At 71.2% G+C, this 24,615-nt stretch carries 24 protein-coding genes and 1 riboswitch; of the genes, 15 read left to right on the top strand and 9 right to left on the bottom strand.

Annotated features, from left to right (window positions below; genetic code table 11):
* The first annotated feature begins 35 nt into the window (after positions 1-35).
* Complete coding sequence (locus KPL78_RS00710) at positions 36-368, top strand: SMR family transporter (protein WP_219760725.1); 333 nt, start codon at positions 36-38, stop codon at positions 366-368.
* 58 nt (positions 369-426) lie between these two features.
* Here the strand turns inward: KPL78_RS00710 and KPL78_RS00715 are convergent, their stop codons facing one another.
* Positions 427-1,998: an ABC transporter substrate-binding protein gene (locus KPL78_RS00715; protein ID WP_219760726.1), complete on the bottom strand. Its 1,572-nt coding sequence runs from the start codon at positions 1,996-1,998 to the stop codon at positions 427-429.
* An 81-nt stretch (positions 1,999-2,079) separates the two neighbouring features.
* Positions 2,080-2,187: riboswitch (TPP riboswitch) on the bottom strand.
* Between the two features lie 141 nt (positions 2,188-2,328).
* Here KPL78_RS00715 and KPL78_RS00720 point away from each other — a divergent pair.
* From KPL78_RS00720 to KPL78_RS00735, 4 genes are read left to right on the top strand one after another with little or no spacing between them, the layout of a single operon-like run.
* Positions 2,329-3,198, top strand: a complete 870-nt coding sequence (locus KPL78_RS00720; RefSeq protein WP_219760727.1) for a TauD/TfdA dioxygenase family protein — start codon at positions 2,329-2,331, stop codon at positions 3,196-3,198.
* A gap of 31 nt (positions 3,199-3,229) precedes the next feature.
* The gene (locus KPL78_RS00725; protein ID WP_219760728.1) at positions 3,230-4,765 is read left to right on the top strand and encodes a UxaA family hydrolase; all 1,536 of its coding nucleotides are present in this window, start codon (positions 3,230-3,232) and stop codon (positions 4,763-4,765) included.
* Complete coding sequence (locus tag KPL78_RS00730; RefSeq protein ID WP_219760729.1) at positions 4,762-5,028, top strand: hypothetical protein; 267 nt, start codon at positions 4,762-4,764, stop codon at positions 5,026-5,028. The genes KPL78_RS00725 and KPL78_RS00730 overlap by 4 nt, the downstream gene beginning before the upstream one ends.
* Positions 5,025-5,651, top strand: coding sequence for a class II aldolase/adducin family protein (locus KPL78_RS00735; protein ID WP_219760730.1), 627 nt, complete (start codon positions 5,025-5,027; stop codon positions 5,649-5,651). The genes KPL78_RS00730 and KPL78_RS00735 overlap by 4 nt, the downstream gene beginning before the upstream one ends.
* Before the next feature lie 230 nt (positions 5,652-5,881).
* Here the strand turns inward: KPL78_RS00735 and tldD are convergent, their stop codons facing one another.
* Genes tldD through KPL78_RS00750 form a run of 3 tightly spaced genes read right to left on the bottom strand, consistent with a single transcriptional unit; the run spans position 5,882 to position 11,420 of the window.
* Positions 5,882-7,309, bottom strand: a complete 1,428-nt coding sequence (gene tldD, locus KPL78_RS00740; protein ID WP_219760731.1) for a metalloprotease TldD — start codon at positions 7,307-7,309, stop codon at positions 5,882-5,884.
* Positions 7,306-10,335: a PAS-domain containing protein gene (locus KPL78_RS00745; protein WP_219760732.1), complete on the bottom strand. Its 3,030-nt coding sequence runs from the start codon at positions 10,333-10,335 to the stop codon at positions 7,306-7,308. The genes tldD and KPL78_RS00745 overlap by 4 nt, the downstream gene beginning before the upstream one ends.
* Positions 10,332-11,420: a COX15/CtaA family protein gene (locus tag KPL78_RS00750; protein WP_219760733.1), complete on the bottom strand. Its 1,089-nt coding sequence runs from the start codon at positions 11,418-11,420 to the stop codon at positions 10,332-10,334. The genes KPL78_RS00745 and KPL78_RS00750 overlap by 4 nt, the downstream gene beginning before the upstream one ends.
* 81 nt (positions 11,421-11,501) lie before the next feature.
* Between KPL78_RS00750 and KPL78_RS00755 the strand changes: the two genes are divergently transcribed.
* The 3 genes from KPL78_RS00755 (at position 11,502) to ubiM (ending at position 14,360) form a co-directional block, all read left to right on the top strand.
* Positions 11,502-12,287, top strand: coding sequence for a glycosyltransferase family 2 protein (locus tag KPL78_RS00755; RefSeq protein ID WP_219760734.1), 786 nt, complete (start codon positions 11,502-11,504; stop codon positions 12,285-12,287).
* Positions 12,284-12,979, top strand: coding sequence for a TVP38/TMEM64 family protein (locus KPL78_RS00760; RefSeq protein ID WP_219760735.1), 696 nt, complete (start codon positions 12,284-12,286; stop codon positions 12,977-12,979). Before KPL78_RS00755 ends, KPL78_RS00760 begins: the two co-directional genes overlap by 4 nt.
* A 205-nt stretch (positions 12,980-13,184) precedes the next feature.
* Positions 13,185-14,360: a 5-demethoxyubiquinol-8 5-hydroxylase UbiM gene (ubiM, locus tag KPL78_RS00765; RefSeq protein WP_219760736.1), complete on the top strand. Its 1,176-nt coding sequence runs from the start codon at positions 13,185-13,187 to the stop codon at positions 14,358-14,360.
* A 398-nt stretch (positions 14,361-14,758) separates the two neighbouring features.
* Here the strand turns inward: ubiM and KPL78_RS00770 are convergent, their stop codons facing one another.
* On the bottom strand, positions 14,759-15,133 hold the full coding sequence (locus tag KPL78_RS00770; RefSeq protein ID WP_219760737.1) for a DUF6220 domain-containing protein: 375 nt from the start codon (positions 15,131-15,133) through the stop codon (positions 14,759-14,761).
* The gene (locus KPL78_RS00775) at positions 15,130-16,104 is read right to left on the bottom strand and encodes an NAD(P)H-binding protein (protein WP_219760738.1); all 975 of its coding nucleotides are present in this window, start codon (positions 16,102-16,104) and stop codon (positions 15,130-15,132) included. Before KPL78_RS00775 ends, KPL78_RS00770 begins: the two co-directional genes overlap by 4 nt.
* 91 nt (positions 16,105-16,195) lie before the next feature.
* Between KPL78_RS00775 and KPL78_RS00780 the strand changes: the two genes are divergently transcribed.
* From KPL78_RS00780 to KPL78_RS00790, 3 genes are all read left to right on the top strand, one after another.
* On the top strand, positions 16,196-17,095 hold the full coding sequence (locus KPL78_RS00780) for a LysR family transcriptional regulator (protein ID WP_219760739.1): 900 nt from the start codon (positions 16,196-16,198) through the stop codon (positions 17,093-17,095).
* Between the two features lie 86 nt (positions 17,096-17,181).
* Positions 17,182-17,604: a nucleoside-diphosphate kinase gene (ndk, locus tag KPL78_RS00785; protein ID WP_219760740.1), complete on the top strand. Its 423-nt coding sequence runs from the start codon at positions 17,182-17,184 to the stop codon at positions 17,602-17,604.
* A 248-nt stretch (positions 17,605-17,852) separates the two neighbouring features.
* The gene (locus tag KPL78_RS00790) at positions 17,853-18,644 is read left to right on the top strand and encodes an EAL domain-containing protein (RefSeq protein ID WP_219760741.1); all 792 of its coding nucleotides are present in this window, start codon (positions 17,853-17,855) and stop codon (positions 18,642-18,644) included.
* A gap of 353 nt (positions 18,645-18,997) precedes the next feature.
* On the opposite strand, the gene KPL78_RS00795 is transcribed toward KPL78_RS00790, so the two are convergent.
* From KPL78_RS00795 to purM, 3 genes are read right to left on the bottom strand one after another with little or no spacing between them, the layout of a single operon-like run.
* Entirely contained in the window at positions 18,998-19,156 is a 159-nt protein-coding gene (locus KPL78_RS00795) for an aa3-type cytochrome c oxidase subunit IV (RefSeq protein WP_219760742.1), read from the bottom strand.
* A 26-nt stretch (positions 19,157-19,182) separates the two neighbouring features.
* A complete protein-coding gene (gene purN / locus KPL78_RS00800; RefSeq protein ID WP_219760743.1) occupies positions 19,183-19,860 on the bottom strand; it encodes a phosphoribosylglycinamide formyltransferase in 678 nt (225 codons plus the stop codon).
* Positions 19,857-20,933 carry a phosphoribosylformylglycinamidine cyclo-ligase gene (gene purM, locus KPL78_RS00805; RefSeq protein WP_255568567.1) on the bottom strand — a complete coding sequence of 359 codons (1,077 nt, stop codon included), beginning with the start codon at positions 20,931-20,933 and terminating at the stop codon, positions 19,857-19,859. The genes purN and purM overlap by 4 nt, the downstream gene beginning before the upstream one ends.
* Positions 20,934-21,035: 102 nt before the next feature.
* Between purM and KPL78_RS00810 the strand changes: the two genes are divergently transcribed.
* The 4 genes from KPL78_RS00810 (at position 21,036) to KPL78_RS00825 (ending at position 24,606) form a co-directional block, all read left to right on the top strand.
* The gene (locus KPL78_RS00810) at positions 21,036-21,773 is read left to right on the top strand and encodes a hypothetical protein (RefSeq protein ID WP_219760745.1); all 738 of its coding nucleotides are present in this window, start codon (positions 21,036-21,038) and stop codon (positions 21,771-21,773) included.
* Positions 21,757-22,368 (top strand): CDP-alcohol phosphatidyltransferase family protein, encoded by a 612-nt coding sequence (locus KPL78_RS00815; RefSeq protein ID WP_255568486.1) that lies wholly within the window; start codon positions 21,757-21,759, stop codon positions 22,366-22,368. The genes KPL78_RS00810 and KPL78_RS00815 overlap by 17 nt, the downstream gene beginning before the upstream one ends.
* Positions 22,365-23,519, top strand: a complete 1,155-nt coding sequence (locus KPL78_RS00820; RefSeq protein ID WP_369412587.1) for an AI-2E family transporter — start codon at positions 22,365-22,367, stop codon at positions 23,517-23,519. Before KPL78_RS00815 ends, KPL78_RS00820 begins: the two co-directional genes overlap by 4 nt.
* 343 nt (positions 23,520-23,862) lie before the next feature.
* Positions 23,863-24,606, top strand: coding sequence for an HdaA/DnaA family protein (locus tag KPL78_RS00825; RefSeq protein ID WP_219760747.1), 744 nt, complete (start codon positions 23,863-23,865; stop codon positions 24,604-24,606).
* The last annotated feature ends 9 nt before the right edge of the window (positions 24,607-24,615 follow it).

Here is a 24,615-nt window from a genome sequence, read left to right on the forward strand (position 1 = left end):
CGGATATCGAAGGGGGTGGGGCGCCTTAGCCGGCCATGATCATCTATGTCTATCTGGGCATCGCCATCGTCGCCGAGGTCATCGCGACCTCGGCGTTGAAGGCTTCCGAGGGCTTCACGCGTCCCTGGCCGAGTCTCCTGACGATGGTCGGCTATGCCATCGCCTTCTATTGCCTGTCGCTCACCCTGCGCGTCATCCCCACCGGCGTCGCCTATGCCATCTGGTCGGGCGTCGGGATCGTGCTCATCTCGGCCGTAGGCTGGGTGTGGTTCCGGCAGGCGCTCGACCTGCCGGCGATGATCGGGATGGGGCTGATCATCGCCGGGGTGGCGGTGGTGAACATGTTCTCGAAGACCGCGGGGCACTGAAGCAATTCCGCTTGTGCGGGAACGGCATCGGACCGCTGCTGTTCGATAGCGAACTGCTCTAGCCCCGCTTCAGGTTCCATACGAAGGGGTTCGGCCCCTGCAGCACCCCGGTCAGGTCGGACCGGAATGCCGTGCGCAGCCGGAACAGGCCGGTCGGTGCAAAGGGCACCGCCTCCCAGGCCAGTTCCTGCAGCTTCTGCATCGCCGCCGCCTGCGCCTGCGCGCTCGGCGCTTCGATCCAGGCGGCGACCTGTTCCTCGACGCCGGCATCGGTCGGCCAGCCGAACCAGGCGCGGTCGCCGTTCATGCGGATGATCGGCGACAGGGCCGGGTTGGCGATGCCGGCCGCGGGGAAATTCGTGTTGTGCAGGTTCCACCCGCCCTGCGCCGGCGGACCCTTGTTGGCGCGGCGGGCAATGGTGGTCGCCCAATCCGCTTCGACCAGTTGGATGTTCACGCCCATCCGCCGCATCAGATCCGCCGTCACGCGGCCCTGCTGGGTCACGGCGGGGAAGTCGGTCGGGTTGACGTGGATGATGGGCTCGCCGGCGTAGCCGGCCTCGCGCAGGGCGGTGCGGGCGCGGTCCATGGCGGCCTCGCCGCGCGGGGCGGGGGTGAATTCAGTCACGCCGGGCAGGCCGCAGGGGAAGACGGCGTGGCATTCGCGCCAGTCGCCATCCATCGCGACGGCCGACATGAAATCGGGCTGCACCAGCACGTCGCGGATGGCCCGGCGGACCTTCACGTCGTTGAAGGGCGGGTAGAGCGCGTTGAAGCGCAGGAAACCCAGGAAGCCGTTCGGGTCGTAGATCTGCGTGGTGATGCCGCGCTCGCGCTGGAGCACCGGCACCAGGTCGGGCAGCGGGTATTCGATCCAGTCGATCTCCCCGGTGCGCAGCGCGGCGGCGGCGGTGCCACCATCGGGGATCCACACCAGTTCCAACCGGTCGAAATGCACGGGCTTGCCGCCGGAGGCCGCATCCGAGGGCTCGCTGCGCGAGACATAGGCGTCATTGCGCACATAGACCGCGCGCGCCCCGGCGGAGAACTCGCCGCCCACCCACTTCCATGGCCCGCTGCCGGTCATGTCGGTGATGGCGCGGTCGGGCGGCGTCAGCGCCGTGCGCTCCGGCATCATGAAGCAGGGCGAAGCGGCGGGCTTCGCCAGCGCATCCAGCAGGGCCGGGAAGGGGCGCTTGAGGCGGAAGGTGATGGTGCGGTCGTCGGTCGCGACGATCTCGTTCACCGCGCCCATCATCACCTGGCCGAAGCCGTCGCGCACCGCCCAGCGCTTGATCGAGGCGACGCAGTCCTTCGCGCGGACCGGCTCGCCGTCGTGGAACGTCAGCCCCTCCCGCAGGCGGATGGTCCAGGTCAGGCCATCGGCGGAGGTCTCATGCCCCTCGGCCATCTGCGGGTGCGGTCGCAGCGCCCGATCGGCACCATAGAGCGTGTCGAAGACGCAATAGCCATGCGTCGTGACGATGGTGGTCGGGTTGAAGATCGGGTCGAGCACCGCAAGCGCCGCCTGCGGCATGAAGCGCAGGGTCTTCGCGCGGGTGGTCTGCCCGAAGGCGGGGCGCGCGAGGGGCGCGGCGGCGGCGGCGGCCAGCAGCGAACGGCGATACATGCCTCGTTCCTCCATGCCGGCGATGGGGGGAGGGTGCGCGCGCGGCCGCGCGTCGCCCCGGATCGGGGGCAGAACGCGCGGACGAACGGATGGCACCGTTCCCTTCGCCGGTCCGAACCGGATCAGGTTCCATGGGTCGCGGGTGCAGCCCGCCTCTCAGCCCCCGATCGGGCTCCCCAAGGTGTCCGGCGGCAAACTGAGCGGATTCCCGCGGCGAGGCAAGGCCCGGCCTCTGGCCAGCCGCGGCGCGGCTTGGCATGATGGGCGCTTGGCGCCTGTGGCGCCCAAGATCGCCTGTCCCCGGCCTGCGCAGACTACCTGGAGACCGCCATGAGCGCCGGCCTTGCCCCTGTTCCCGATATGCTCGATCTGCGCCCGGTCGCGACGACCTTTGGCGCCGAGCTGACCGGCTTTCGCCTGGAGGGCGACCTGCCCGAGGCCGAGGTCGCCGCCTTCCGCAACGCCCTGCACCAGCACCGCTTCCTGCTGCTGCGCGACGTGCCGCACGATCCCGCCGCGCTGGTCGCCTTCAGCAAGCGGCTCGGAACGCTCGAGATGCATTCCGCCTCGACGCACACCCATCCGGATTTCCCGGAGATCTTCCTGGTCGGCAACTACGCGGACGACCGCATGCGCGCGAATTTCGCGACCGGGGTCGAGCAATGGCATGCCGACAGCAGCTTCCGGGAGAAGCCGAGCCTCTGTTCCCTGTTCTATGGCGTGACCTGCCCGCCCGAGGGCGGCGAGACCTGGCTGCTCGATGCCGTCACCGCTTATGCCGAGCTGCCCGCGGCGCTGCGGGCGCGCATCACCTGGCTGAACGGGGTGCATGACCTCAACACCCTGTCCGAATGGAACCGCCGCCACACGCCCGGTCGCCCGCCGCTGTCCGACGAGGCGCGCCGCCGCTTCCCGCCGGTGTCCCAGCCCCTGGTACGGCGTCACCCGATCACCGGGCGCCCGTCCCTGTTCATCTGCCCGGCCGTCATCAGCCATGTGGACGGCCTGCCGCCGGCCGAGGGCCACGCCCTGATCGCCGAGGTGATGGAGCACGCCGCCCAGGATCGCTACGTCTATCGCCATCAATGGCGGGCAGGGGATCTGGTCGTGTGGGACAACCTCGCCACCCTGCACACGGCGGCGCTGTTCGATCACACCAAGTATCAGCGGCTGATGTTCCGCACGACCGTCGCGGGATGATAGCCTCTCTCTCCGACCAGGGAGAGAAACGATGGACGCCACGACGCTGCCGCCCGTGATCCGTCTGCACCCCGATGACGGGGTGGTCATCGCGCGCATGGTTCTGCAGCCGGGCACGCTTGTCGCGCCCGGCGTCACGGTGGGCGCACGCCGCATCCCGGCCGGCCACAAGGTGGCGATCCGTCCGATCGCCAAGGGCGAGCCGATCCGCCGCTACGGCCAGATCATCGGCTTCGCGACGGACAGCATCGAACCGGGCGCCTGGGTCCACACCCACAATTGCGAAATGGGCGATTTCGCGCGCGACTATGCCTGGGGCGTGGATGCGGTGCCGACGGCCTATGTGGACACGCCTGCGACCTTCATGGGCATCCGCCGTGCCGACGGGCGCGTGGCGACGCGCAACTACATCGGCATCGTGACCAGCGTGAACTGCTCGGCCCATGTGGCGGAGCTGATCGCGCGGCAGTTCGAGCGCAACCCGATCACCGGCCATGATCCTCTGGCGGAGTGGGGCAATGTCGATGGCGTGGTCGCACTGACGCACAAGACCGGCTGCGGCATGACGATGGATGAGCCGCTGCGCGTGCTGCGCCGGACGCTGGCCGGCTTCGCGCGGCACGCCAATTTCTCGCATGTCATCGCCATCGGCCTCGGCTGCGAGGTGAACCAGCTTGGCCCGATGCTGGAGGAGCAGAAGCTGACCGGCAGGCTGCGGTCCATGGACATCCAGGACAGCGGCGGGTCGCGCGCCACGGTGCTGAAGGGCATGGACTTCGTGAAGGAGGTGCTGGCCGAGGCCAACACCGTGACGCGCGAACCGGTGCCCGCATCCGAGCTGTGCGTCGCGCTGCAATGCGGCGGGTCGGACGGCTATTCCGGCATCACCGCGAACCCCGCGCTGGGCGCGGCATCGGACCTGATCGTGCGCCATGGCGGCACGGTGATCCTGAGCGAGAGCCCCGAGACCTATGGCGCCGAACACCTGCTGACGCGCCGTGCCGTGTCGCAGGCGGTCGGGCAGAAGCTCGTCGACGTGATGACATGGTGGGAGGACTACACCGCCCGCGAAGGCGCCGAGATGAACGCCAACCCCTCGCCGGGCAACAAGGCGGGCGGGTTGACGACGATCCTCGAGAAGTCGCTCGGCGCCATGGCGAAGGCGGGGACGACGAACCTCGTCGACGTTTATCGCTATGCCGAGCCCGTCACGGCGAAGGGCTTCGTCTTCATGGACACGCCGGGCTACGACCCGGTGGCGGCGACGGGGCAGGTGGCCGGCGGCGCGAACCTCGTCTGCTTCACCACGGGGCGCGGCAGCGTCTTCGGGATGAAGCCGGCGCCGTCGATCAAGCTCGCCACCAACAGCGCGATGTACGCCCGCCTGTCCGAGGACATGGACATCGACTGCGGCACCATCGTCAGCGGTGCGGAGACGGTCGAGCAATGCGGCCAGCGTATCTTCGAGCTGATGCTGCGCACGGCGTCCGGCGAACCGACGAAGAGCGAGGCGATGGGCTTCGGCGCACAGGAATTCGCGCCCTGGGTGCTGGGCGCGACGATGTGACGGCGCTGCTCATTCTGCTCGGTGCCGTGGCGCTGATCGGCATGGCCGTCCTGGCGATTACGGCCATCGCCGCCGGCATCCGCGCCGTGCGTATCGGTGGCAAGCGTCTGCTGTTCAACGGCATGGCCTGGATCGTGCCGCCGGCCGACCTGCCGCCGGCGGCCAGGCCGCATCTGCATCGCGCGCTGTCACGCTGGATCGGGGCGATGGGCTGCCTGCTGCTCGCCGGCATCGCCTTCGGCCTGGGGGGCGTGCTGTCATGAGTGCGGAAGCCATCGTCGCCGCCGCCCAGCGCCTCGATGCCGCGGGCATGATGCCGTCGAAATCCGGCAACCTCTCGGTGCGGGATGGCGAGGATGTCCTCATCACGCCCGCCGCGCTGCCCTATGCGCAGATGACGCCGGCGGACATCGTCTCCATCGACAGGGACGGCATCCCGGCCGAGGGCGCGCCGCATCGCCCATCCTCCGAATGGCGGCTGCATGCGGCGATCTATGCCGCGCGGTCCGAGATCGGCGCGGTGGTCCACACCCACAGCCCGCGTGCGACGGCGCTGTCCTGTGCGCGACGCGGGATTCCGCCCTTCCACTACATGGTGCTGCTCGCCGGCGGGCCGGTGCGCTGCGCGAAGCACGCGACCTTCGGCACGGCGGCGCTGGCGCGGGAATGCGTGACGGCGCTCGCCGACCGGCGGGCCGTGCTGCTGGCGAACCACGGCGTGGTCGCCGCCGGTGCGACGTTGCAGGCAGCGGTGACGCTCGCCCTGGAGATCGAGAACCTGGCCGGCCAGTATCTCGACCTGCGTGCGGCGGGATTGAAGCCCGTGCTGCTGACGAAGAAGGAACTCGCTGAAGCCGCCGCGCAATTCGCGCATTACGGCCGATGATCACGAAGGTGGCCTCTCCGGCTTATGCGGCCGGGGCGGCGCTCTCCTGACCTAGAGCAGATCCTGTCCGGATGAACTCATCCGGACCGGTGAAGAGGCTCTTCAGAAACGAACACCTAGAGCATTGCAGGTGAACGGAAGTTCGCCGGAAATGTTCTAGCGGGACCGGACCGCCGCGCATCATGCGGGAATGCCCGCAGGATGGGCGCAGCACGCTGCCGACGCGTCGTTCAGACGGCCGTCCCGCCCACGGTCAGCCCTGCCATCTTCAGCGTCGGCTGGCCCACGCCGACCGGCACGCCCTGGCCCTGCTTCCCGCAGGTCCCGATGCCCGGATCGAGCGCCATGTCGTTCGCCACCATCGCGACCTTGGTCAGCGCATCCGGCCCGTTGCCGATCAGTGTCGCGCCCTTCACCGGCGCGCCGATCTTCCCGTCCTCGATCAGATAGGCCTCGGAGGCGCTGAACACGAACTTGCCGGAGGTAATGTCCACCTGCCCACCGCCGAAATTCACCGCATAGAGCCCGCGCTTCACCGAGGCGATCACCTCGCCCGGCTCATGCACGCCGCCCAGCATCACCGTGTTGGTCATGCGCGGCATCGGGATATGCGCGAAGGACTGCCGGCGGCCGTTGCCGGTGGGGGCGACACCCATCAGCCGCGCATTCTGCCGGTCCTGAAGGAAGCCGGTCAGGATGCCGTCCTCGATCAGCACGGTGCGGTTGGTCGGCGTGCCCTCGTCATCCACGGTGAGCGACCCGCGGCGATCGGGAATGGTGCCGTCATCGACCACCGTTACGCCGGGGGAGGCGATGCGCTGCCCCATCAGCCCCGCGAAGGCCGAGGTCTTCTTGCGGTTGAAGTCGCCCTCCAGCCCATGGCCGATGGCCTCGTGCAGCAGGATGCCGGGCCAGCCGGATCCCAGCACCACCTCCATCTCGCCAGCCGGGGCGGGCACGCTGTCGAGGTTCACCAGCGCCTGGCGCAGCGCCTCGTCCACGGCGCCCTTCCACTGCGCCTCGGTCAGGATGCGGTCGTAGCCGAAGCGGCCGCCGGTGCCGAAGGACCCGGTCTCGCGCCGCCCATCCTTCTCCACCACCACCGAGACGCTCAGCCGCACCAGCGGCCGCAGATCCGCCACGCGCTGCCCGTCCGGGCGCAGGATCTGCACCGCCTGCCATTCGCCGGAAATGGACGCCATCACCTGCACCACGCGCGGGTCGCGCGCGCGGGCGAAAGCGTCGATTTCCTGCAGCAGGGCGGTCTTGGCGGCGAAATCCATCTGGGTCAGCGGGTTGGCATCGGAATAGAGCCGCGCATTGGTCGCGCGCGGCCCGGCTTCCATCACACCCGACCGGCCCTGCCGCACCGCCTTCACCGTCTCCGCCGCCCGCGCCAGGGCGGCATCCGACAGCTCGCCCGCATGGGCATAACCCGCCGCCTCGCCTTGCACGGAGCGCAGTCCGAAGCCCCGCGTCGCGTCATAGGAGGCCGAGCGGATACGGCCATCGTCGATCGAAATCGCCTCGCTCTCCCGGTACTCCAGGAACAACTCGCCATCCTCGCAGCCCCCGGTCGCCTGGCGCAGGCGCGCCTCGGCGGCGGCGCGGTCGATCAGGCCGAAGAACAGGGCGTCGGTGGTGGCGAGGGCGGTCATGGTGTCTCCTGGGGCGCGGCGCTGGCAGACTGAGAGATGGTGATGCCGCGCGGCAGGCGAAGGGTTGCGGTGGTGCCTTCGCCCGGCCGGCTGTCGAGGGTCAGATTGGCCCCCATCGCCTCCGTGAGCAGCTTCGCGAGGTGCAGCCCGAGGCCCGAGCCGGCATAGCGCCGGGCCAGCGAGGATTCGAGCTGCGTGAAGGGTTCGAAGGCGCGGGGGATGTCCTTCGCCGCCATGCCGATGCCGGTGTCGGTGATGCGGAAGACCAGGCCCTGGTCGTCATCCTCCGCGGCCGCGACGCGGATGCTGCCGCCGGCGGGGGTGAACTTCACGGCATTCGCGATCAGCGCGCGCAGGACGCGGCGCAGCCGGCGCTCGTCGCACAGCGCGCGCGGCAGGCCCGGCGGGGCGTCGGTTTCGAACCGCAGGCCCGCCACCTCGGCCTCGGGCGCCGCCGTGGCCGCCAGGCTCCCGACCAGCGCGGCGGGATCGATCGGCACGACCGGGCCCGGCGCCTCGGTCCCGCCGACGCGGGCGACTTCCAGGATGTCGTCGATCAGCGCGAGCAATTGCCGCCCGGACTCGCGCACCGCGCCAGCATACTCGGCGATGGTCTCGGGTGCGGTCTCGCCGAGCAGGGCCTCGGCATAGCCGATCACCGAGGCGAGCGGGGTGCGCAGCTCGTGGCTCATGGTGGCGAGGAAGCGGGATTTCGCCTCGCTCGCCGCTTCGGCCGCGGCCCGGGCGCGCTCCAGCTCGTCGCGCACGATCCGGTCCTCGGTCACGTCGTTATAGGTGCGCACGAAGCCGCCATCGGGCGTGGGATCGGTGGTGATCTCCAGCACCATGCCGTTGGGGCGGCGGCGGGTGTAACGGTGCGGGCCGCGCCACGGATCGCCGGGGCGCCCGGCGACGAAGCGGGCGAAGGCCTCGGGGTCGCCGAACTCGCCGGCGGCGGCCTGCTCGTCGCGGATCTCGAGGATGTGCCGCCCTGGGGCCATCTGTTCGGGCCGCAGGCCACAGATCCGCGCGGCGAGCGCATTCGCCGCGACGACATAGCCATTGGCGTCGAAGAGACAGATGCCGTGCCGCGTGTTGTCGAGCATCACCTGCAGGATGCGCGCGCGCTCCTGCGCCGCCTGTTCGGCGCGGGCGCGGGCGGTGATGTCGAAATGGGTGACGATGAAGCCGCCATCCGGCGTGGGGTCGGAAGAGATCTCGAGCACCCGCCCGCCTGCGGTCTCGCGGACGGCGCGGTAGGGCTTGCTGCGATCGATGGCGAGCCCGGCCTTCAGCCGCTTCGACGCACCGGGTTCCGGGCCATAGGCACCCGCGGCGTGCAGGTCGCCCAGCAGATCGTCGAGCAGCCGCCCCGGGCGGATGGAGCCGGGGGCGTGTCCGCCGAGCTCGGCCGAGAGTTCGTTCGCCGCGATGACCCGGCGATCCGGCCCATAGATGATGAGGCCGTGGCGCATCGAGGCCATGGCGGTTTCGAGGACCTTCGCGCGGCGGCTCGCCTCGTCCTCGGCCTTGGCGAGGGCCGTGATGTCCGAATGCGTGATGACGAAGCCGCCATCGGGCGTGGGGTCCGAGGCGACCTCGAGGACCCGGCCGTCCGGCGTGGTGCGCTGGTAGACATGCGGTTTCGTCCGGTCGAGCGCGAGAGCCATCCGCAGCAGCTCCGAAGCTGCCGGCTCGGGCCCGAAATTGCCGGCCCGGTGCAGTTGCTCGATGACTTCCTCGGCGGTGTGGCCGACCAGGTCCGTGCCGGGTTCATGACCGACCAGCGAGCGCGCCAGCTGGTTTGCGGCCAGAACCCGGTGGTCCGGATCGCAGATGACGATACCGTGCCGGATGGCCCCCAGCGCGGTTTCGAGCAGCTCGGCCCGGCGGCGCGCCTCGTCCTCGGCCCGCCACAGGGCGGTGATCTCGGTGACGACGGAGATGTGCCCGCCATCGGGCAGCGGCGCGGTGCGGACGTCGAGCGCCGTGCCGTTGGCGCGCAGGCGGCGGCGTTCCTGGGGGCGGGACAGGTCGCGCGCCATCTCCAGCCGGTACATCGCATCGGCCTCGCCGGTGCCGTATTCGCCCGCCGCGGCACGGCGGCGGATCACATCCTCCAGCGTGTCGCCCACCTGCAGCGGGGCGCCTTCCATCAATCGCACATAGGCGTCGTTGAACAGGGCGACGCGCCGGTCGGCGCTCCAGACACAGACGCCATGCGGCAAGGCTTCGAGCACGCCGTCGAGGATGGCGGCGCGGCGGCGCGCCTCGTCCTCGGCGCGGCGCAGGTCGGTGACGTCGTCGCTTTCGATCAGGAAGCCGCCATCGGGCTGCGGCGTGCTGTGGAAGCGCACCACCGTGCCGTCCATCTTCTCGCGCTCGCCGAAGCGCAGATGGGACCGCTCGCCGGAGATCACCTTGCGGACGTAGTCCTGATCGCGGCTGGACGGGAATTCGCCGGCCTCCGAGAGGGCCTGCATGATCTCCGTCAGGGTCGGGCGGCCGTCCAGCATCTCGGCCGTCGCGTTGGAATGGCGGCGATAGGCCGGGTTGTGCAGCACCAGGCGTTTGGCCGCGTCGAACAGGGCGATGCCGCCGCGCTGGGTGTTCAGGATGCGCTCCAGCAGCGCGGCGCGGTTGCGGGCGGTCGTCTCGGCACGGTGCAGGGTGGTGATGTCGACCGAGCAGACCACGAAGCCGCCGCCGGGCAAGGGCTGGCTCGAAATCTGGGACAGCCTGGCACCGTCGGCGCTGCGCTGGTGGCGCAGGTGGAACTGGCTGCGGTCCATCGCGAGGATCTGGTCGGCGAGCGCGGCCGGGTCGCCGGGACCGAGCAGGCCACGATAGGCGAGCAGCCGCGCGATGTCGCGCAGCGGCGTGCCAGGCGGGAAGCGTCCGGAATCGACCCCGGCCTCCTTCCACAGCGCGGCGTTGGCGAGGACCAGCCGGTTGTCCGCGTCCATCACAAGGATGGCGTGGTGCAGGGCCTCGATGGCCCGGAGGGCGGCCTCCTCAGCGTTCACCTGGCGCCGACCGGCGCCGGGGACCGGCGCAAGGCATGGAGCGCCAGCAGCGCCCCGGTCAGGACCAGCACCGCCACCGCCTGGTGCAGCGTGCCGAGCCAGGGCGGCACCACGGCGAGCAGCGTGGCGACACCGAGCCCGTATTGCAGCAGCACGGCCATGGCGAGGCCATGGATCGCCCCGCGGACCCGCCCGCGTGGCAGGCTGCGCATCGCCGCGACCAGGGCCCAACCGACGAGGACCAGGGTCACGGTGGCCAGCAGGCGATGGTTGAACTGCACCGCCGCGATATTGGCGGTGAGATTCCTCCAGCCAGGTTCCAGCACCCAGTAGCCCGGTGGCACGAGGCGGCCCTCCATGAGAGGGAAAGTATTATAGTCCAAACCCGCACGAAGTCCTGCCACGAATCCGCCAGCCAGCATGGTCAGCACCGCGAGCCCGCCGACGGCATGCACCAGGCGGCGCAGGCCGGCGGGCACGGGCGTTTCATCGGGCCGCGGCCGCAGCAGTGTCAACGCCGTCCAGACCAGCATGCCATAGAGCAGGAAGGCGAGGGCGAGGTGAATCACCAGGCGATAGGGCGATACGGCGGTCCGGTCCGCCTCGAAGCCCGAGGCCACCATGAACCAGCCGACCGCGCCCTGCAGCCCCCCCAGGACGAGCAGCAGCAGCAGCCGCGGCTTGTATCCGGCCGGCACCTGCCCGCGCAGCCAGAACCAGGCGAGCCCGGCCACATAGGCAATGCCGATCATCCGGCCCCAGAAGCGGTGGATCCATTCCAGCCAGAAGATCTGCTTGAAGCCCTCGAGCCCGAAGCCGGCATTCACGAGCTGATATTGCGGGATGGTGCGATAGAGGTCGTAGAGCCGGTTCCATTCGGCTTCCGACACCGGTGGCAGCATGCCGGTGATCGGCGCCCATTCCATGATGGACAGGCCCGATCCGGTCAGTCGCGTCGCGCCGCCCAGGGCGACCATCACCCAGACCAGTCCGGCCATGAAAAGGAGCCAGCGCGCCACGGCGCGGCGGCGATGGGCGTCATGCTCGGCGGGCGGGGCGGCGGCGCCGCGGGAATCGAATGGCATGGCGGGCGATATAGGCCCGCGTGGCGCCGAGCACACGGGGGCTGCTTGCCGGGGCGGGGCCGGGCTGCTACCGCGCGCCCCATGCTCCCTGACCCCCGCGCCGGGTCCGCGCCCGAGCCGGGCCCGGATGCCGCCGCGACACCCGTCCTGTCCGTCGTCATCCCCGTGCGGAACGAGGCCCCGAACATCGCGCCCCTGGTGGCCGAGATCGAGGCCGCGCTCGCCGCCATTCCCCATGAGATCGTCTATGTCGATGACGGGTCGACCGACGCGACGCCCGAGGCGCTGCGCGCGGCCCGCGCCGCCGGGGCGCCACTGCGGGCGCTGCGCCATCAGGCCTCCTGCGGCCAGTCGGCCGCCATCGTCACCGGTGTGAAGGCGGCGCGCGGGCGCTGGATCGCGACCCTGGATGGGGACGGGCAGAACGACCCGGCCGACATCCCCCGCCTGCTTGCCCGGGCCGAGGCCGAGGCCCAGGAAGGCCGCCGGACCCTGATCGCGGGGCACCGGGTGAACCGCAAGGACAGCGGGGTGAAGCGCTACACCAGCCGCATCGCCAACGGCGTGCGCGCCTGGTTGCTGCGGGACGCGACGCCCGATACCGGCTGCGGGCTGAAGGTCTTCCCGCGCGACCTGTTCCTCGATCTGCCGAAATTCGACCACATGCACCGCTATCTGCCGGCGCTGGTGCTGCGCCAGGGCGGGGCGGTGGTCAGCGAGCCCGTGAACCACCGGCCGCGCACGCGCGGCGCCTCCAACTACGGGACGCTCGACCGTCTTCTGGTGGGCATCTTCGACCTGATCGGCGTGGCCTGGCTGCAGCGACGCGGCCGGCGGCCGGTCATCGAGCGCGACGAAGGCCCATGACCGAGGCGGCGGCGTCCGGGCGGCGTCGCGCGGCGCTGCTCAAGCTGGCGATCATGGCGGCCGGGCTGGTGCTGGCCGGGCTGTTGCTGCGTGAGGTCGGCTTCGCCCCCGGGACGGATTGGGTGGATCGCTGGGTGCTGGGGCAGGGGCTGCTCGGCGACCTGGTCTTCATCGGCATGGGGGCTGCGGCGACGGCGGCCGGAGCGCCGCGGCAGGGGGTCGCCTTCCTGGGCGGCTATGCCTTCGGGATCGTGGAAGGCACGGCGCTGTCGCTGGCCGCGCAGGTGGCGGGCTGCGCGCTGTCCTATCTGTGGGCGGGCGCGGTCGGGCGGGGCTGGGCGGAACGGCGGCTCGCCGGGCGGTTCGGGCATCGGCTGCGGCCGCTGCGTGACGTGCTGGCGGGCAGCCCCTTCAACGCGACGCTCGCCCTGCGGCTGCTGCCGGTGGGGAACAACCTGGCGCTGAACCTGCTCGCGGGCATGGCCAGCATTCCCTTCCTGCCCTTCCTGGCCGGTTCGGCGATCGGCTACCTGCCCCAGACGGTGGTTTTCGCCCTGCTGGGCAAGGGCATCCGGGTGGATGGGGCCTGGCAGCTCGGCCTTGGGGTTGGGCTGTTCGTCGTCTCGGCCGGGATCGGGCTGGCGCTGCTGCGCCGGCACCAGGCGGGCCGCGCCATCGAGGAAGAGGACTGAGGGCCTGTCTTGGAAGTCCGGCCGGACTGCACCCCCACCCCCGACCACCCATCCGGGATACCGCTGTTGGGTGGCCGGGTGGGGCTGCGGGCCGCGGTGCCGGGCGCCGGAGGTCGCCGTCAGGCGATGTCCGAGACAGGCTCTGACGCCGCAGCCCTTGTGCCGGATCAAGGACGGCGCAGATTGCGGGCAGGAGGATGAGGCCATGAATACGGATGTCGCCATCATCGGAGCCGGGCCGGCTGGGCTTGCCCTGGCTTGCGCCCTGTCGGGCAGCGGACTGCGCGTCACCCTGCTGGAGCGCGCGCCCGAGGCGAGCATTGCCGACCCGGCCTTCGACGGGCGCGAGATCGCCCTGACCCACCGATCCCAGGCCATCCTGGGCGACCTTGGTGCCTGGGACCGCATCCCGGTCGCCGAGACGGCGCCGCTGCGCGAGGCGAAGGTCATCAACGGCGCCTCGCCACTGGCCCTGCGCTTCGCGCCAGGCGGCGAAGGGGAACCGCTCGGCCGGCTGGTGCCGAACCACCTGATCCGTCGCGCGCTGTTCGAGCAGGCGATGGCCGCCGATGCGGGCGAACTGCGCGCCGGCTGCAAGGTGGTGGGCCTGTCGCTCGGTGCGGACTCCGCGACGGTGATGCTGGATGGCGGCGAGAGACTGACGGCTCGGCTGGTGGTCGCTGCGGATTCCCGCTTTTCCGAGGCGCGGCGGCGCGCCGGGATCGGGGCGGCGATGCTCGATTTCGGGCGGACGATGATCGTCGCCCGCGTCGCCCACGAGAAGCCGCATGGCGGCGTGGCGACCGAGTGGTTCGGTCATGGCCAGACCATCGCCATGCTGCCGCTGAACGGGGCGATGTCCTCGGTGGTGCTGACCCTGCCGCCGGCGCTGGCCGAGGCCGCGATGGCCATGTCCGAGGAGGACTTCGGCGCCGAGGTGACGCGCCGCTACGAATCCCGCCTCGGTCCGATGCGGCTGGCGGCGACGCGGCATGCCTATCCGCTGGTCGCGACCTACGCCCACCGCTTCGTCGGGCCGCGCTTTGCCCTGCTGGGCGATGCTGCCGTCGGGATGCACCCGGTCACGGCCCATGGCTTCAATTTCGGCCTGTCCGGTGCCGAACTGCTGGCCGGGGAGATCCGCCGTGCTGCCGATCCTGGCTCGGCGGCGGGGCTGGCGCGCTATGCCTGGGGGCATCGGCGGGCGACGCTGCCGCTGTTCCTCGCCACCAATGCGGTGGCGCGGCTGTATTCGGATGACCGCGCGCCAGCACGGCTGGCTCGGGCGGCGCTGATCGGGGCCGGGGCGGTGCTGGGGCCCGTCCGCAAGGCGATCGTGGCCGGGCTGATGGACGCCCCGGGGCGCCGACGTCTGGCCTGACGCTGCGCGGGCGTCCTGGTGCAGGCAGCGTGGAGGACGCGCGTTGATGGCGGCGTCGCGTTGGAGGGGCCGTGCCCATTTACGCGAAGGTGGGTTGGAGGGGGGCGCCGTTCCTCTCCAAACCTTACCCCGCCAGGCCATGGATGGCCTGGACCGCCGGCATCCGGCATCGGGTAGGACGGTCACGTCGCCCCCTCCCGGCGCCCGTTCTGCGCAAGGGCGGGTTTCGGTCATCCTTCCCGCCGTCATTCCCGGTGCCAGGTGACGGTTTCCAGAGGCCCTGTGGCCCTCGGCGGGTAGGGGGCCGGGGGAGGGCAGAGCCCTCTTCCGCTCTGCCCGCACCGTGGTCGTCGCGCGTATGGGATAGCGCGCCACCCTGAACCCGGGGCCGAAAGCGATCACCCGATGGCGGCGACCGGCTGCCGCAGCCGCCGCAGCAGGACATCGCCCGTGGCGGCGATGGCAAGGCCGTTCACCGCATGCGCCGCCCGCAGCGCCGGGATGTCGAGCGCTGCACCCAGCCCGAGCCAGCCGAACTGCATCGCATAGAGTCCTGCGAGGGCACTTGCAGGACTGCGCAGCGGCAGCAGCGCGGGTGTCGTGCAGGCCAGGATCGCCAGCCCCAGGACCGGCAGCGCCATCGCCGCGCCGACGGAACGATGCAGGTTCCACGCGGCGCCATCCGCGAAGACGCCGAGGCCGACGAGGAGGAATTGCGCGACCACGAAGGCCGGGATCGCCAGCGCGAAGGCGCGTCCGAGCGCGGCCGTCACGACACTGCCTTCCGCAGCACCGGGGCGGGCAGGCAGCCGAGGCCGCGCAGCGTCGCCGACACGGCGTCGTCCAGCGGGGTATGCGGCTCCTCGCCGAGCAGGGCGCGCAGCTTCGCATTGTCGAGCCGGATCGCGCTGCGCCAGAGATAGGCAATCTCCGCCACCTCCCGCGCGAAGGGCCAGACCGGCGCGAGGAGCCGGAACAGCATCCAGGGCAGGCGGCGCACCGGCAGGTCGGGCTGGTCGAGCGCGCGGCGGATGGAATCGACCATATCCGTGCCGCCGGCATCCCAATGGCCGTCCATGTGGAAGCGCGCGAAGCCGCCGGGCAGGGCAGGGTGGTGGAGCAGGCGCAGCATGGTCTCGGCCACGTCCGGCAGATAGGCCCATTGATGGCCGATGCCCGGCCGGCCGGGATGGACAATGCGCCGCGGAATGCTTCCCGGCTGCACCAGGGCCTGGGAGAACCAGGAGTTGCCGGCCTCGGCCCCGAAATAATCCCCGGCGCGGACGATGAGCACGTCCAGGCCGGATTCGGCCAGGCGCAGTTCCATCGCCGCACGGATTGCGCCCTTGCGGGTCAGCGGATGCTGCGGGGCGTTCTCGGCGATGCGAGGAAAGGTATCGGGGCCGTAATTGTAGACCGTGCCGGGCAGCAGGATGCGGGCGCGCTGGCGGGTGGCGGCGGCGATACTCGCTTCCAGCATGGCCGGGACCAGGCGGGGCCAGTGGCGATAGCCGGGCGGGTTCACGGCGTGGACGATCAGGGCCACGCCCTCGGCCGCGGCGGCGACGTCGGCCGGTCGGGTGGCGTCGCCCTGCACCCAGGCTAGTCCGCCACGCGCCGGCTGGCCGGCCGCCTGCCGGTGCAGCGCCTTCACGCGCCAACCGCGGGCGAGCAGGCCCCGCGCCACCGCCCCGCCGATGCCGCCCGTGGCGCCGAGCACCAGGGCCGTCCTGTCCTGACTCATCCGGTCTGTCTCCTGTCCGATGGGGGAGACATCGCGCCGCGCGGTCCTGAACAGAATTGCGTGAAGACGTGCAGATGATATACGAAATCGTATGGCATCGCGCGAACCCGGCTGGGACCTCTACCGCAGCTTCCTCGCGGTGCTGGAGGAAGGGTCCCTGTCCGGCGCCGCGCGGGCGTTGGACCTGACCCAACCCACAGTAGGGCGGCATGTCGATGCGCTGGAGGCGGCGCTGGGCGAGGCGTTGTTCACCCGTTCCGCCCATGGGCTGGAACCGACCGACGCGGCCCAGGCGCTGCGCCCCCATGCCGAGGCCATCGCCGCGGAGGCGGCGGCGCTGCTGCGCAAGGCTTCTGGCCGCCGCGGCGTGGTGCAGGGCACGGTGCGCATCACGGCCAGCGAGGTGATCGGTGTCGAGGTCCTGCCACCGATCCTCGCCGCGCTGCGGCGGACGCATCCGGGCCTGGTGCTGGAACTCGCCCTGACCAGCACGGTCGAGGACCTGCTGCGCCGTGAGGCCGACATCGCCGTGCGCATGGTCGCCCCGAAGCAGGAGGCGTTGCTGGCCCGCCGCATCGGCGACGTCATGCTTGGCCTGCATGCGAGGCGGGACTACCTGGACCGGTGTGGCGTGCCGGACAGCCTTGCGGCATTGCATGGCCATACGCTGATCGGCTTCGACCGAGAGACGGCGGCGGTCAATGCCATGCGTCGGCGCATCAGCGGCCTCGACCGGGAGATGTTCGCCCTGCGGGCCGACAGCGATCTCGCCCAGCTCGCCGCGATCCGGGCGGGCTTCGGCATCGGTGTCTGCCAGGTGCCGCTGGCCGCGCGCGACCCGTCGCTTGCGCGGGTGCTGGGCGGGGAGTTCGCGCTGCCGCTGCCCTGCTGGGTGGCGATGCACGAAGCCATGGCGCGCGATCCGCGCTGCCGGGTGGTCTTCGATGCGCTGGTGCGGGGTCTGTCGGACTATCTCCGCGACGGGGTGTGAACCATGCCGGTCACACCGCTGGGCTTGCGGTCCGGCCGCGCCCCGTCTATGCGCCCGGCGACCCAATACGACCGAGGACTGCCACCATGGCCATCGAGCGCACCTTTTCCATCATCAAGCCGGACGCCACCCGCCGCAACCTGACCGGCGCGATCAACGCGGTGTTCGAGAAGAACGGCCTGAAGATCGTCGCCCAGAAGCGCCTCTGGATGTCCCGCGCCCAGGCCAAGGAATTCTACAAGGTCCACGCTGAACGCCCGTTCTACAACGACCTGGTGGACTTCATGGTCTCCGGCCCGGTGGTGGTGCAGGTGCTGGAAGGCGAGGGCGCCGTGGCCAAGAACCGTGACCTGATGGGCGCGACCAACCCGGCCAACGCCGCCGAGGGCACCATCCGCAAGCTGTTCGCCGAGAGCATCGAGGCGAATTCCGTGCACGGGTCCGACAGCCCGGAGAACGCGGCGGTCGAGATCGCCTATTTCTTCGCCGGCACCGAGATCGTCGGCTGACATCGCGCCGGGCGGCCGAGAGCGGTTCCTCCGAGGATGGAACCGCCCTCGCTCCCCTCGGGCAGGCATCTTCACCTGTCCGGGTGATTCCTCCTGGGCAGGATCTCTCCCAGGACCCGCCTGCCGCCGACATCCGGCACCGCTCCGCTTGGCGGGGCGGTGCCGGTTTTGTTTTCATGGCCTGCCTCACCCGCCGTTAACACTCTCTGAGTCTTGATGTGCGCCCTTGGCGAGGAGCGGGCGGACGCATGGACGGGATCACGGCGGGGACCGCAACCGAAGTGGACCTGCAGTTACTCGGTGCCGAACTGGTCGAGGTGCTCGCCCTCGGCGGTTCCGGGCTGCGGCTCGATCTGCAGCCGATCTGCGCCGCCGCCACGCTGCTGCCCGTGGGCTATGAGGCGCTGCTGCGCTGGGAGCATGCGGAGCGCGGCCCGATCGGGGCGCGGGAGATCCTGTCCGCTGCGGCCGCCGCGGATTGCGAGACGGGGCTCGAAGCCTGGGTGCTGGTGTCGGCCTTCCGGCTCCGTGCGGCCTGGAAGGCGGGCGGGCCGTTCCTGGCGGTGAACATCTCGGAAACGGCGATCCGGACGGGCCAGGCGGCGCCGATGGTCCGCGCGGCCATGGAGGCGAGCGGGGTGGACCCGCGCGGCTTGTCCCTGGAATTGCCCGAGGCGGCGGTGGTGCGGGAATTGGACGCGGCGCGCGACCTGGCACTCGCGCTCCGCCTGCAGGGCGTCGCTCTGGCGCTCGACGATTTCGGTGGAGCGGTGGGCTCGGCGCGGGTGCTGCGCGACATTCCCTTCGCGACCGTAAAGTTGGACCCGGAACTGACCCGGGGTGTCGACGGCCCGTCGGGCGACCCGGTCCGTACGCGGGCGGCCGTGGCCGCTGTGGTTGAGATGATCCACGTGCTGGGCGCGACCGCGGTGGCCGAGGCGGTGGAAACCGCGGAGCAGATGCGTGCCCTGCGCCAGGCCGGCTGCGATGCGTTGCAGGGCTGGCTGCTTGGCCGCCCGGGTGCCGGCCCGGCGAACTGACCTGCGTCGACGGAACAGCGCCTGCCCCATCGGCCCCGCGCCCTGCCGCGATCCGGGAGCGCAAAGCGCGATCGCACCCAGACCGACCGCGATCCCCCGGCGCGCCGGCGCAAGACGCGGAGGCAAGGGCCGCGGATGCGGCCCGCCCGCCGTCCGAGAGACAAACCAAAGACCTTCGGATCGCGGGCCTACCGCGATCCGGGAGCGCAAAGCGCGACCGCGCCCAAACCGACAGTGACCCTCGGCGCGCCAGCGCACGGCGCGAAGGCAAGCCGTGCGGATGCGCGGCGCCCGCCGTCTGAGGGACAAACCAAAGACTCAAGCCGCCGCTCTGCGGCGGCGGCGCCCGATGCTCAGACCAGGAAAAGGTACATCAGCACCAGGATGATCGCGATCCCGCCGGCGGACCACGTCACGAAATGGGTGAAGCCGTTCCAGCTCGATTCGCGCTCGGCCAGGATGTCGCCAGCCTTCACCTCGACGAAATCATAGTGCGTCTGCTGTTCGGCCACGGTCCACCCCTGCCAATCGTGAGAGATCAGCGTTTAGAAAGGGCCGGGGCCAAGGGCAAGGGGTTCGCGAGCGACCCCGAGGCCGCCGGCACCCCCGACAACACCGCCCGGCCGGCCTCGACCCGCACCTGGCCGGCGGCGAGCCAGGCGAGGGCGGCCCGATAGAGGCGGTGTTCCTCGGCCAGCACCCGGGCGGCGAGGGCCGCCTCGTCGTCCTCTGGCAGCACCGGCACGGCGGCCTGGACGAGGATCGGGCCCTCATCCACGCCGGCCGTCACCAGATGCACGGTGCAGCCATGCAGCCGCACCCCGGCGGCGAGCGCCCGCGCATGGGTGTCGAGCCCCGGGAAGCAGGGCAGCAAGGACGGGTGGATGTTGATCAGCCGGCCCTCCCAGCGCGCGACGAAGCCTTCGGTCAGCACGCGCATGAAGCCGGCCAGCGCGATCAGCTCGATGCCATGCTTCGCGAATTCGGCTTCCATCGCGGCTTCGAAGCCGGCGCGGTCGCCGCGGAAGGCGCGGCTTTCCACCACGGCGGTCGCCACGCCGCGCGATGCGGCATGGGCGAGCCCCGCCGCATCGGCCCGGTTGGACAGCACCAGCGCGATCTCGGCCGGGTAGGCGGGGTCCTCGGCGGCGGCGAGCAACGCCGCCATGTTCGACCCGCGGCCCGAGATCAGCGCCGCGACGCGGCGGCGGGTCATCCCGGCCAGCCGGCGCCGAGGTTGTCGATGCGGACCTGCGCCTCGCCGGATCCGGCCTCGATGGTGCCGATGCGGCAGACCGTCTCGCCCTGTTCGGTCAGCAGGGCGGTGGCGGCGTCCACCGAATCGGGCGCGACCACGACCGCCATGCCGATGCCGCAGTTGAAGACGCGCAGCATTTCCTCCGCCGCGACCTCGCCGACGCGGGCGAGCCAGGCGAAGACCGGCGGCGGCGACCAGGCGCGCGCATCGATCACCGCGATGGTCCCTTCGGGCAGGACGCGAGGCAGGTTGCCGGGCAGGCCGCCGCCAGTGATGTGCGCGGCGGCCTTCACCAGCCCGGCGCGATGCGCGGCGAGCAGCGGCTTCACATAGATCCGCGTCGGTTCCAGCAACGCCGCGCCCAGCGTCTTGCCGGCGGCGAAGGGCGCGGGCGAATCGAGCCCGGCATTGCCGCGCTCGACGATGCGCCGGACCAGCGAATAGCCGTTGGAATGCACGCCGGAGGAGAGCAGCCCCAGCACCACGTCGCCGGGACCAACATCGCCCTTCGGCAGCAGCGCGCCGCGTTCGGCGGCACCCACCGAGAAGCCGGCGAGGTCGTAGTCGCCCTTGGCATACATGCCAGGCATCTCGGCCGTCTCGCCGCCCACCAGGGCGCAGCCGGCGATGCGGCAGCCCTCTGCGATGCCGGCGACCACCTGCTTCGCCGAGGCCACGTCCAGCGCTCCGGTCGCGAAATAATCGAGGAAGAACAGCGGCTCGGCGCCCTGCACCACCAGGTCGTTCACGCACATGGCGACGAGGTCGATGCCGACCGTTGCATGGTGCCCGGCATCAATGGCGACGCGCAGCTTGGTGCCAACGCCATCGGTGGACGACACCAGCACCGGATCGGTGAACCCCGCGGCCTTCAAGTCGAACAGCGCGCCGAAGCCACCCAGGCCCCCCATGGTGCCCGGCCGGTCGGTCGCCTTGGCCAGCGGCTTGATCGCATCGACCAGCGCGTCGCCGGCTTCGATATCCACGCCCGCCGCACGATAGGTGAGGGGGGAAGACGGGGAACTGGTCAGGGCGGCCTCCGATCGGGTAAGGCTGGGCGCAGGAAGTGCCGCGCAACGCGGCGCAAGGCGCCGGCCGCTGCGGCCGGCCACGAGGAAAGGGTCGGGGACGCGATGCCGGTCTGGTCCCGCACCGCGCGGGCGCGCGGAAAGAACCATGCGGCGGCGCTGTTCGCAACCGCGATGCTGATGCTCGCCCCGATGGCAGCCCCGCGCGCGCAGGATGCGCCGGCACCGATCAGCTTCACCCAGACCGGCGTGACCGCCGAGGCAACCGCCGAGAATGGCGTCATTGCCCGCGAACGGGCGCTGGCCAATGGCCGCCGCGCCGCCTGGCAGCGCATCGCCGAGGCCGCCGGCTCCACCCGGTCGCTGTCGGATTCGCAGATCGAGGCGATGACCACCTCCATCATCATCGAGGAGGAGCGCACCAGCCCGACCCGCTACACCGGGCGGATCACGGTGAATTTCAACCCGTCCCGCGCGCGGGGCTATCTCGGCACCGCGGCCGCCGAATCGGGCGGCGACAGCGGCGGCGGCAGCGGCACGCCATCCGACGCGACGGCCGACACGCGCCGCCCGCCCAGCGCCGGCCCGGCCGCGACCACCGTCGAGGCGATCGCGCTCTACGGCTCGCTGAACGAATGGCTGGAACTGCGCCGCCGGCTGCGCGACGCCACGGCGCGGCTGGACATCGTCGCCATCTCGACCGACCGCGCGCGGCTGCGCCTGGGCCTGCGCACCGCCCCCGGCGCGGCGGCGGAGGAGATGGCGCGCCAGGGAGTCACCTTCGCCCCCGGCTCCGGGGCGCCCGGCGATGCCTGGCGCGTGGCCCTTGGCGGACAGTCCTGACCGCCGCGACCGGCGGCCGGCGGCTGATGCCGCCGTCGATGGCGAGGCAGGGCTGTTCACCCTGCCCAACCTCATCACCCTGGCCCGGCTCTGCGCTGTGCCGGCAGCGGTGTGGCTGATGCTGCATCAGAGATTGGACATCGCCTTCCTGGTCTTCGTCGGTGCCGGCATCTCGGACGGCCTGGACGGCTGGCTGGCGCGGGTGCGCAACGCGCGCTCGGCGCTGGGCGCGCTGATGGACCCGGTGGCGGACAAGGCGCTGCTGGTGTCGGTCTATGTGACCCTCGCCGCGATCGGGATCCTGCCGGACTGGCTCGCCATCCTGGTGGTATTCCGTGACCTGTTGATCGTCGGCGGTTTCGTGGTGCTGTGGCTGCTCGGCATCTCGCGGCGCATCCGGCCGCTGCTGATCTCCAAGGCCAATACGGCGGCGCAGATCGCGCTCGCGGCCCTGGCATTGCTGCTGAAGGGCTACGATCTCGCCGCGCCTGACCTGCTGGATGCGATGACCTGGCTGGTCGCCTTCACCACCCTCGCCTCGGGCGTCGCCTATGTGCGGCAGGCGGCACGGCAGACCGGAAACGGGACCTCGTGACGCAGCCGCCGCTTCCGCCCCTCGCACCCCGCAGCGGGCCGCCGGCGCGCTTCCCGCCGCCCACGGCGCCGCGCACCGCGACGCGCGCCCAGCGCACCGCGCTGGTGGTGGGTTTCGCCGCGGCGCTGCTGTTCTGCCTGTGGCTGTTCCAGGGCATCCTGACGCCCTTCGTGCTGGCCGCCGTGGTGGCCTATTTCCTCGATCCGGTGGCGACGCGGCTGACGCGCATCGGCATCCGGAGGCCGCTCGCCGCCTTCCTGCTGATCTTTCTGCTGATGGCGACGGCGCTGATCGCCGCCCTGCTGTTCTACCCGCTGATCCTGTCCCAGATCGGGGTGCTGGTGCAGCGCCTGCCAAGCTACATCGCCGGCGTCGGCGCGCTGTTGCAGGACGGCTTGCAGCGGCTGGAAGAGGCCTTCGGCCCCGAGATGGTGGACCGCCGCTTGCGCGACCTTGCCATCAATCAGGCGGGGAGCATGCTGGCCTGGCTCGGCACCGCGACGACGCGGCTGATCGGCGGCGGCTTCGCGCTGTTCCAGGTCTTCACCCTGGTGGTCGTCGTGCCGGTGGTCGCCTTCTACCTGCTGCGCGACTGGCCCGGGATGCTGGCGCGCATCGAATCCTGGTTGCCGCGCCGCAACGCCGCGGTGTTGAGGCAACTGGCGCGCGACACCGACCGGGTGCTCTCCGCCTGGCTGCGCGGGCAGTTGCTGTGCTGCGCGGCGCTCGGCATCTTCTATGCCGTCGCGCTGCAACTGGCGGGGCTGGAACTCGGCCTGACCATCGGCCTGTTGGCCGGCGTGCTGACCTTCATCCCCTATGTCGGGTCGCTGACCGGCTTCGCCGCCGCCGTGCTGCTCGCCATGGGCCAGTTCGGCACCTGGAACGAGGTGCTGGTCGTCGTCGGCATCTTCCTGGTCGGCCAGACGGTCGAGGGATACGTCATCTACCCCTACCTGCTCGGCGACCGGGTGGAACTGCACGCGGTCTGGGTGATCTTCGCGCTGTTTGCGGGCGGCGTGGCCTTCGGGTTCCTGGGCGTGCTGCTGGCGGTGCCGATGGCGGCGGCGTTGGGAGTGATCGCGCGGTATTGGCTGCGGCGGTACCTCGAAAGCCCGCTGTATCTCGATCCGCCGCGGACGGGGACGTGAAGGGCGCGCGAAACCTGGAGAGGGGCTTTGCCCCTCGCCAAACCTCACCCGGGCAAAGGCCGAAGGGCCTTCCTGGCGGCCAGGATATGTCCGCTGGCGCAGTTGGAGGGGCTCTGCCCCTCCAAACCTCCCCGCCAAGTGCTTGGAGTACTTGGAACGCAGTTTTCTGGCGCGGGGCGCAACGGATGGAGCATCCCCTCCCAACACCCTTCGGGCGCAGGAGCGGGGCTCGGCACCATTCCGGCCGGGGCGCGGGGCGCCAGGTTGAGGTTTGCAAAGGCCTTTCGGCCTTTGGCCGGGTAGGGCGGGGAGGCACAGAGCCCCTCCCGCTGCCGCCAGCGCCATGACCGCGCCCTCCGGCGGCGCGCGGCAATTCGTCCTGCCACTGTCGCTGCCCGTCTCCTCCAACCGCGCCGATTTCCTGGAGGACGCCTCAAACGCCGAGGCGCTGGCCTGGATCGACCGTCCGGACCGTTGGCCGCTCGGCCGGCTGGCCCTGTTCGGCCCGCAAGGGGTGGGCAAGTCGCATCTCGCCCGTGCCGTGGCGGCGCAGCGCGGCTGGCGGCTCATCGCCGGCCCCACCCTGCGCGGCCTGCCGGAGCCCGCGGCCGGGACCGTGCTGGACGATGCCGATGCCGTCGCGGAGGAACGCGCCCTGCTGCACCTCATCAACCTCTGCGCCGAACGCGGCGAACACCTGCTGCTGATCGGCCGCGAGCCGCCCGCCCGCTGGCGCGTGTCGCTGCCCGACCTCGCCAGCCGGCTACGCGCGACCATGGCGATCGGCATCGGGTCGCCCGGGGATGCACTGCTTGGGGCGCTGCTGGCCAAGCACTTCGCCGATCGCCAGTTGCGCGTGGCCCCGGAGGTCCAGGCCTGGCTGCTGACCCGCCTGAACCGCGATGCAGCGACCCTGGCCGAGGCGGCCGCCCGGCTCGACCGCGCCGCGCTGGCCGCCCGGGTCCCGGTCAGCCGCGCCCTGGCGCGCGCTGTCCTGGCCGGCTGGGACGGCTTTGGTGCCGCGGAAGATGACGGTTCCGAGACAGGCTTCGCGGTGCCCTCGCCCGCCACGCCGGCCCTGCTGTAGGCTGTTGTC

It is taken from the genome of Roseomonas alba (genome assembly GCF_019430885.1).
Lineage (GTDB): Bacteria > Pseudomonadota > Alphaproteobacteria > Acetobacterales > Acetobacteraceae > Neoroseomonas > Neoroseomonas alba.

Bases quoted from the DNA above. Each gene is read 5' to 3' on its own strand.
- KPL78_RS00710 (WP_219760725.1), top strand. From the start codon at position 36: ATGATCATCTATGTCTATCTGGGCATCGCCATCGTCGCCGAGGTCATC.
- KPL78_RS00715 (WP_219760726.1), bottom strand. From the start codon at position 1,998: ATGTATCGCCGTTCGCTGCTGGCCGCCGCCGCCGCCGCGCCCCTCGCG.
- KPL78_RS00720 (WP_219760727.1), top strand. From the start codon at position 2,329: ATGAGCGCCGGCCTTGCCCCTGTTCCCGATATGCTCGATCTGCGCCCG.
- KPL78_RS00725 (WP_219760728.1), top strand. From the start codon at position 3,230: ATGGACGCCACGACGCTGCCGCCCGTGATCCGTCTGCACCCCGATGAC.
- KPL78_RS00735 (WP_219760730.1), top strand. From the start codon at position 5,025: ATGAGTGCGGAAGCCATCGTCGCCGCCGCCCAGCGCCTCGATGCCGCG.
- tldD (WP_219760731.1), bottom strand. From the start codon at position 7,309: ATGACCGCCCTCGCCACCACCGACGCCCTGTTCTTCGGCCTGATCGAC.
- KPL78_RS00750 (WP_219760733.1), bottom strand. From the start codon at position 11,420: ATGCCATTCGATTCCCGCGGCGCCGCCGCCCCGCCCGCCGAGCATGAC.
- KPL78_RS00755 (WP_219760734.1), top strand. From the start codon at position 11,502: ATGCTCCCTGACCCCCGCGCCGGGTCCGCGCCCGAGCCGGGCCCGGAT.
- KPL78_RS00760 (WP_219760735.1), top strand. From the start codon at position 12,284: ATGACCGAGGCGGCGGCGTCCGGGCGGCGTCGCGCGGCGCTGCTCAAG.
- ubiM (WP_219760736.1), top strand. From the start codon at position 13,185: ATGAATACGGATGTCGCCATCATCGGAGCCGGGCCGGCTGGGCTTGCC.
- KPL78_RS00775 (WP_219760738.1), bottom strand. From the start codon at position 16,104: ATGAGTCAGGACAGGACGGCCCTGGTGCTCGGCGCCACGGGCGGCATC.
- KPL78_RS00780 (WP_219760739.1), top strand. From the start codon at position 16,196: ATGGCATCGCGCGAACCCGGCTGGGACCTCTACCGCAGCTTCCTCGCG.
- ndk (WP_219760740.1), top strand. From the start codon at position 17,182: ATGGCCATCGAGCGCACCTTTTCCATCATCAAGCCGGACGCCACCCGC.
- KPL78_RS00790 (WP_219760741.1), top strand. From the start codon at position 17,853: ATGGACGGGATCACGGCGGGGACCGCAACCGAAGTGGACCTGCAGTTA.
- purN (WP_219760743.1), bottom strand. From the start codon at position 19,860: ATGACCCGCCGCCGCGTCGCGGCGCTGATCTCGGGCCGCGGGTCGAAC.
- KPL78_RS00810 (WP_219760745.1), top strand. From the start codon at position 21,036: ATGCCGGTCTGGTCCCGCACCGCGCGGGCGCGCGGAAAGAACCATGCG.
- KPL78_RS00825 (WP_219760747.1), top strand. From the start codon at position 23,863: ATGACCGCGCCCTCCGGCGGCGCGCGGCAATTCGTCCTGCCACTGTCG.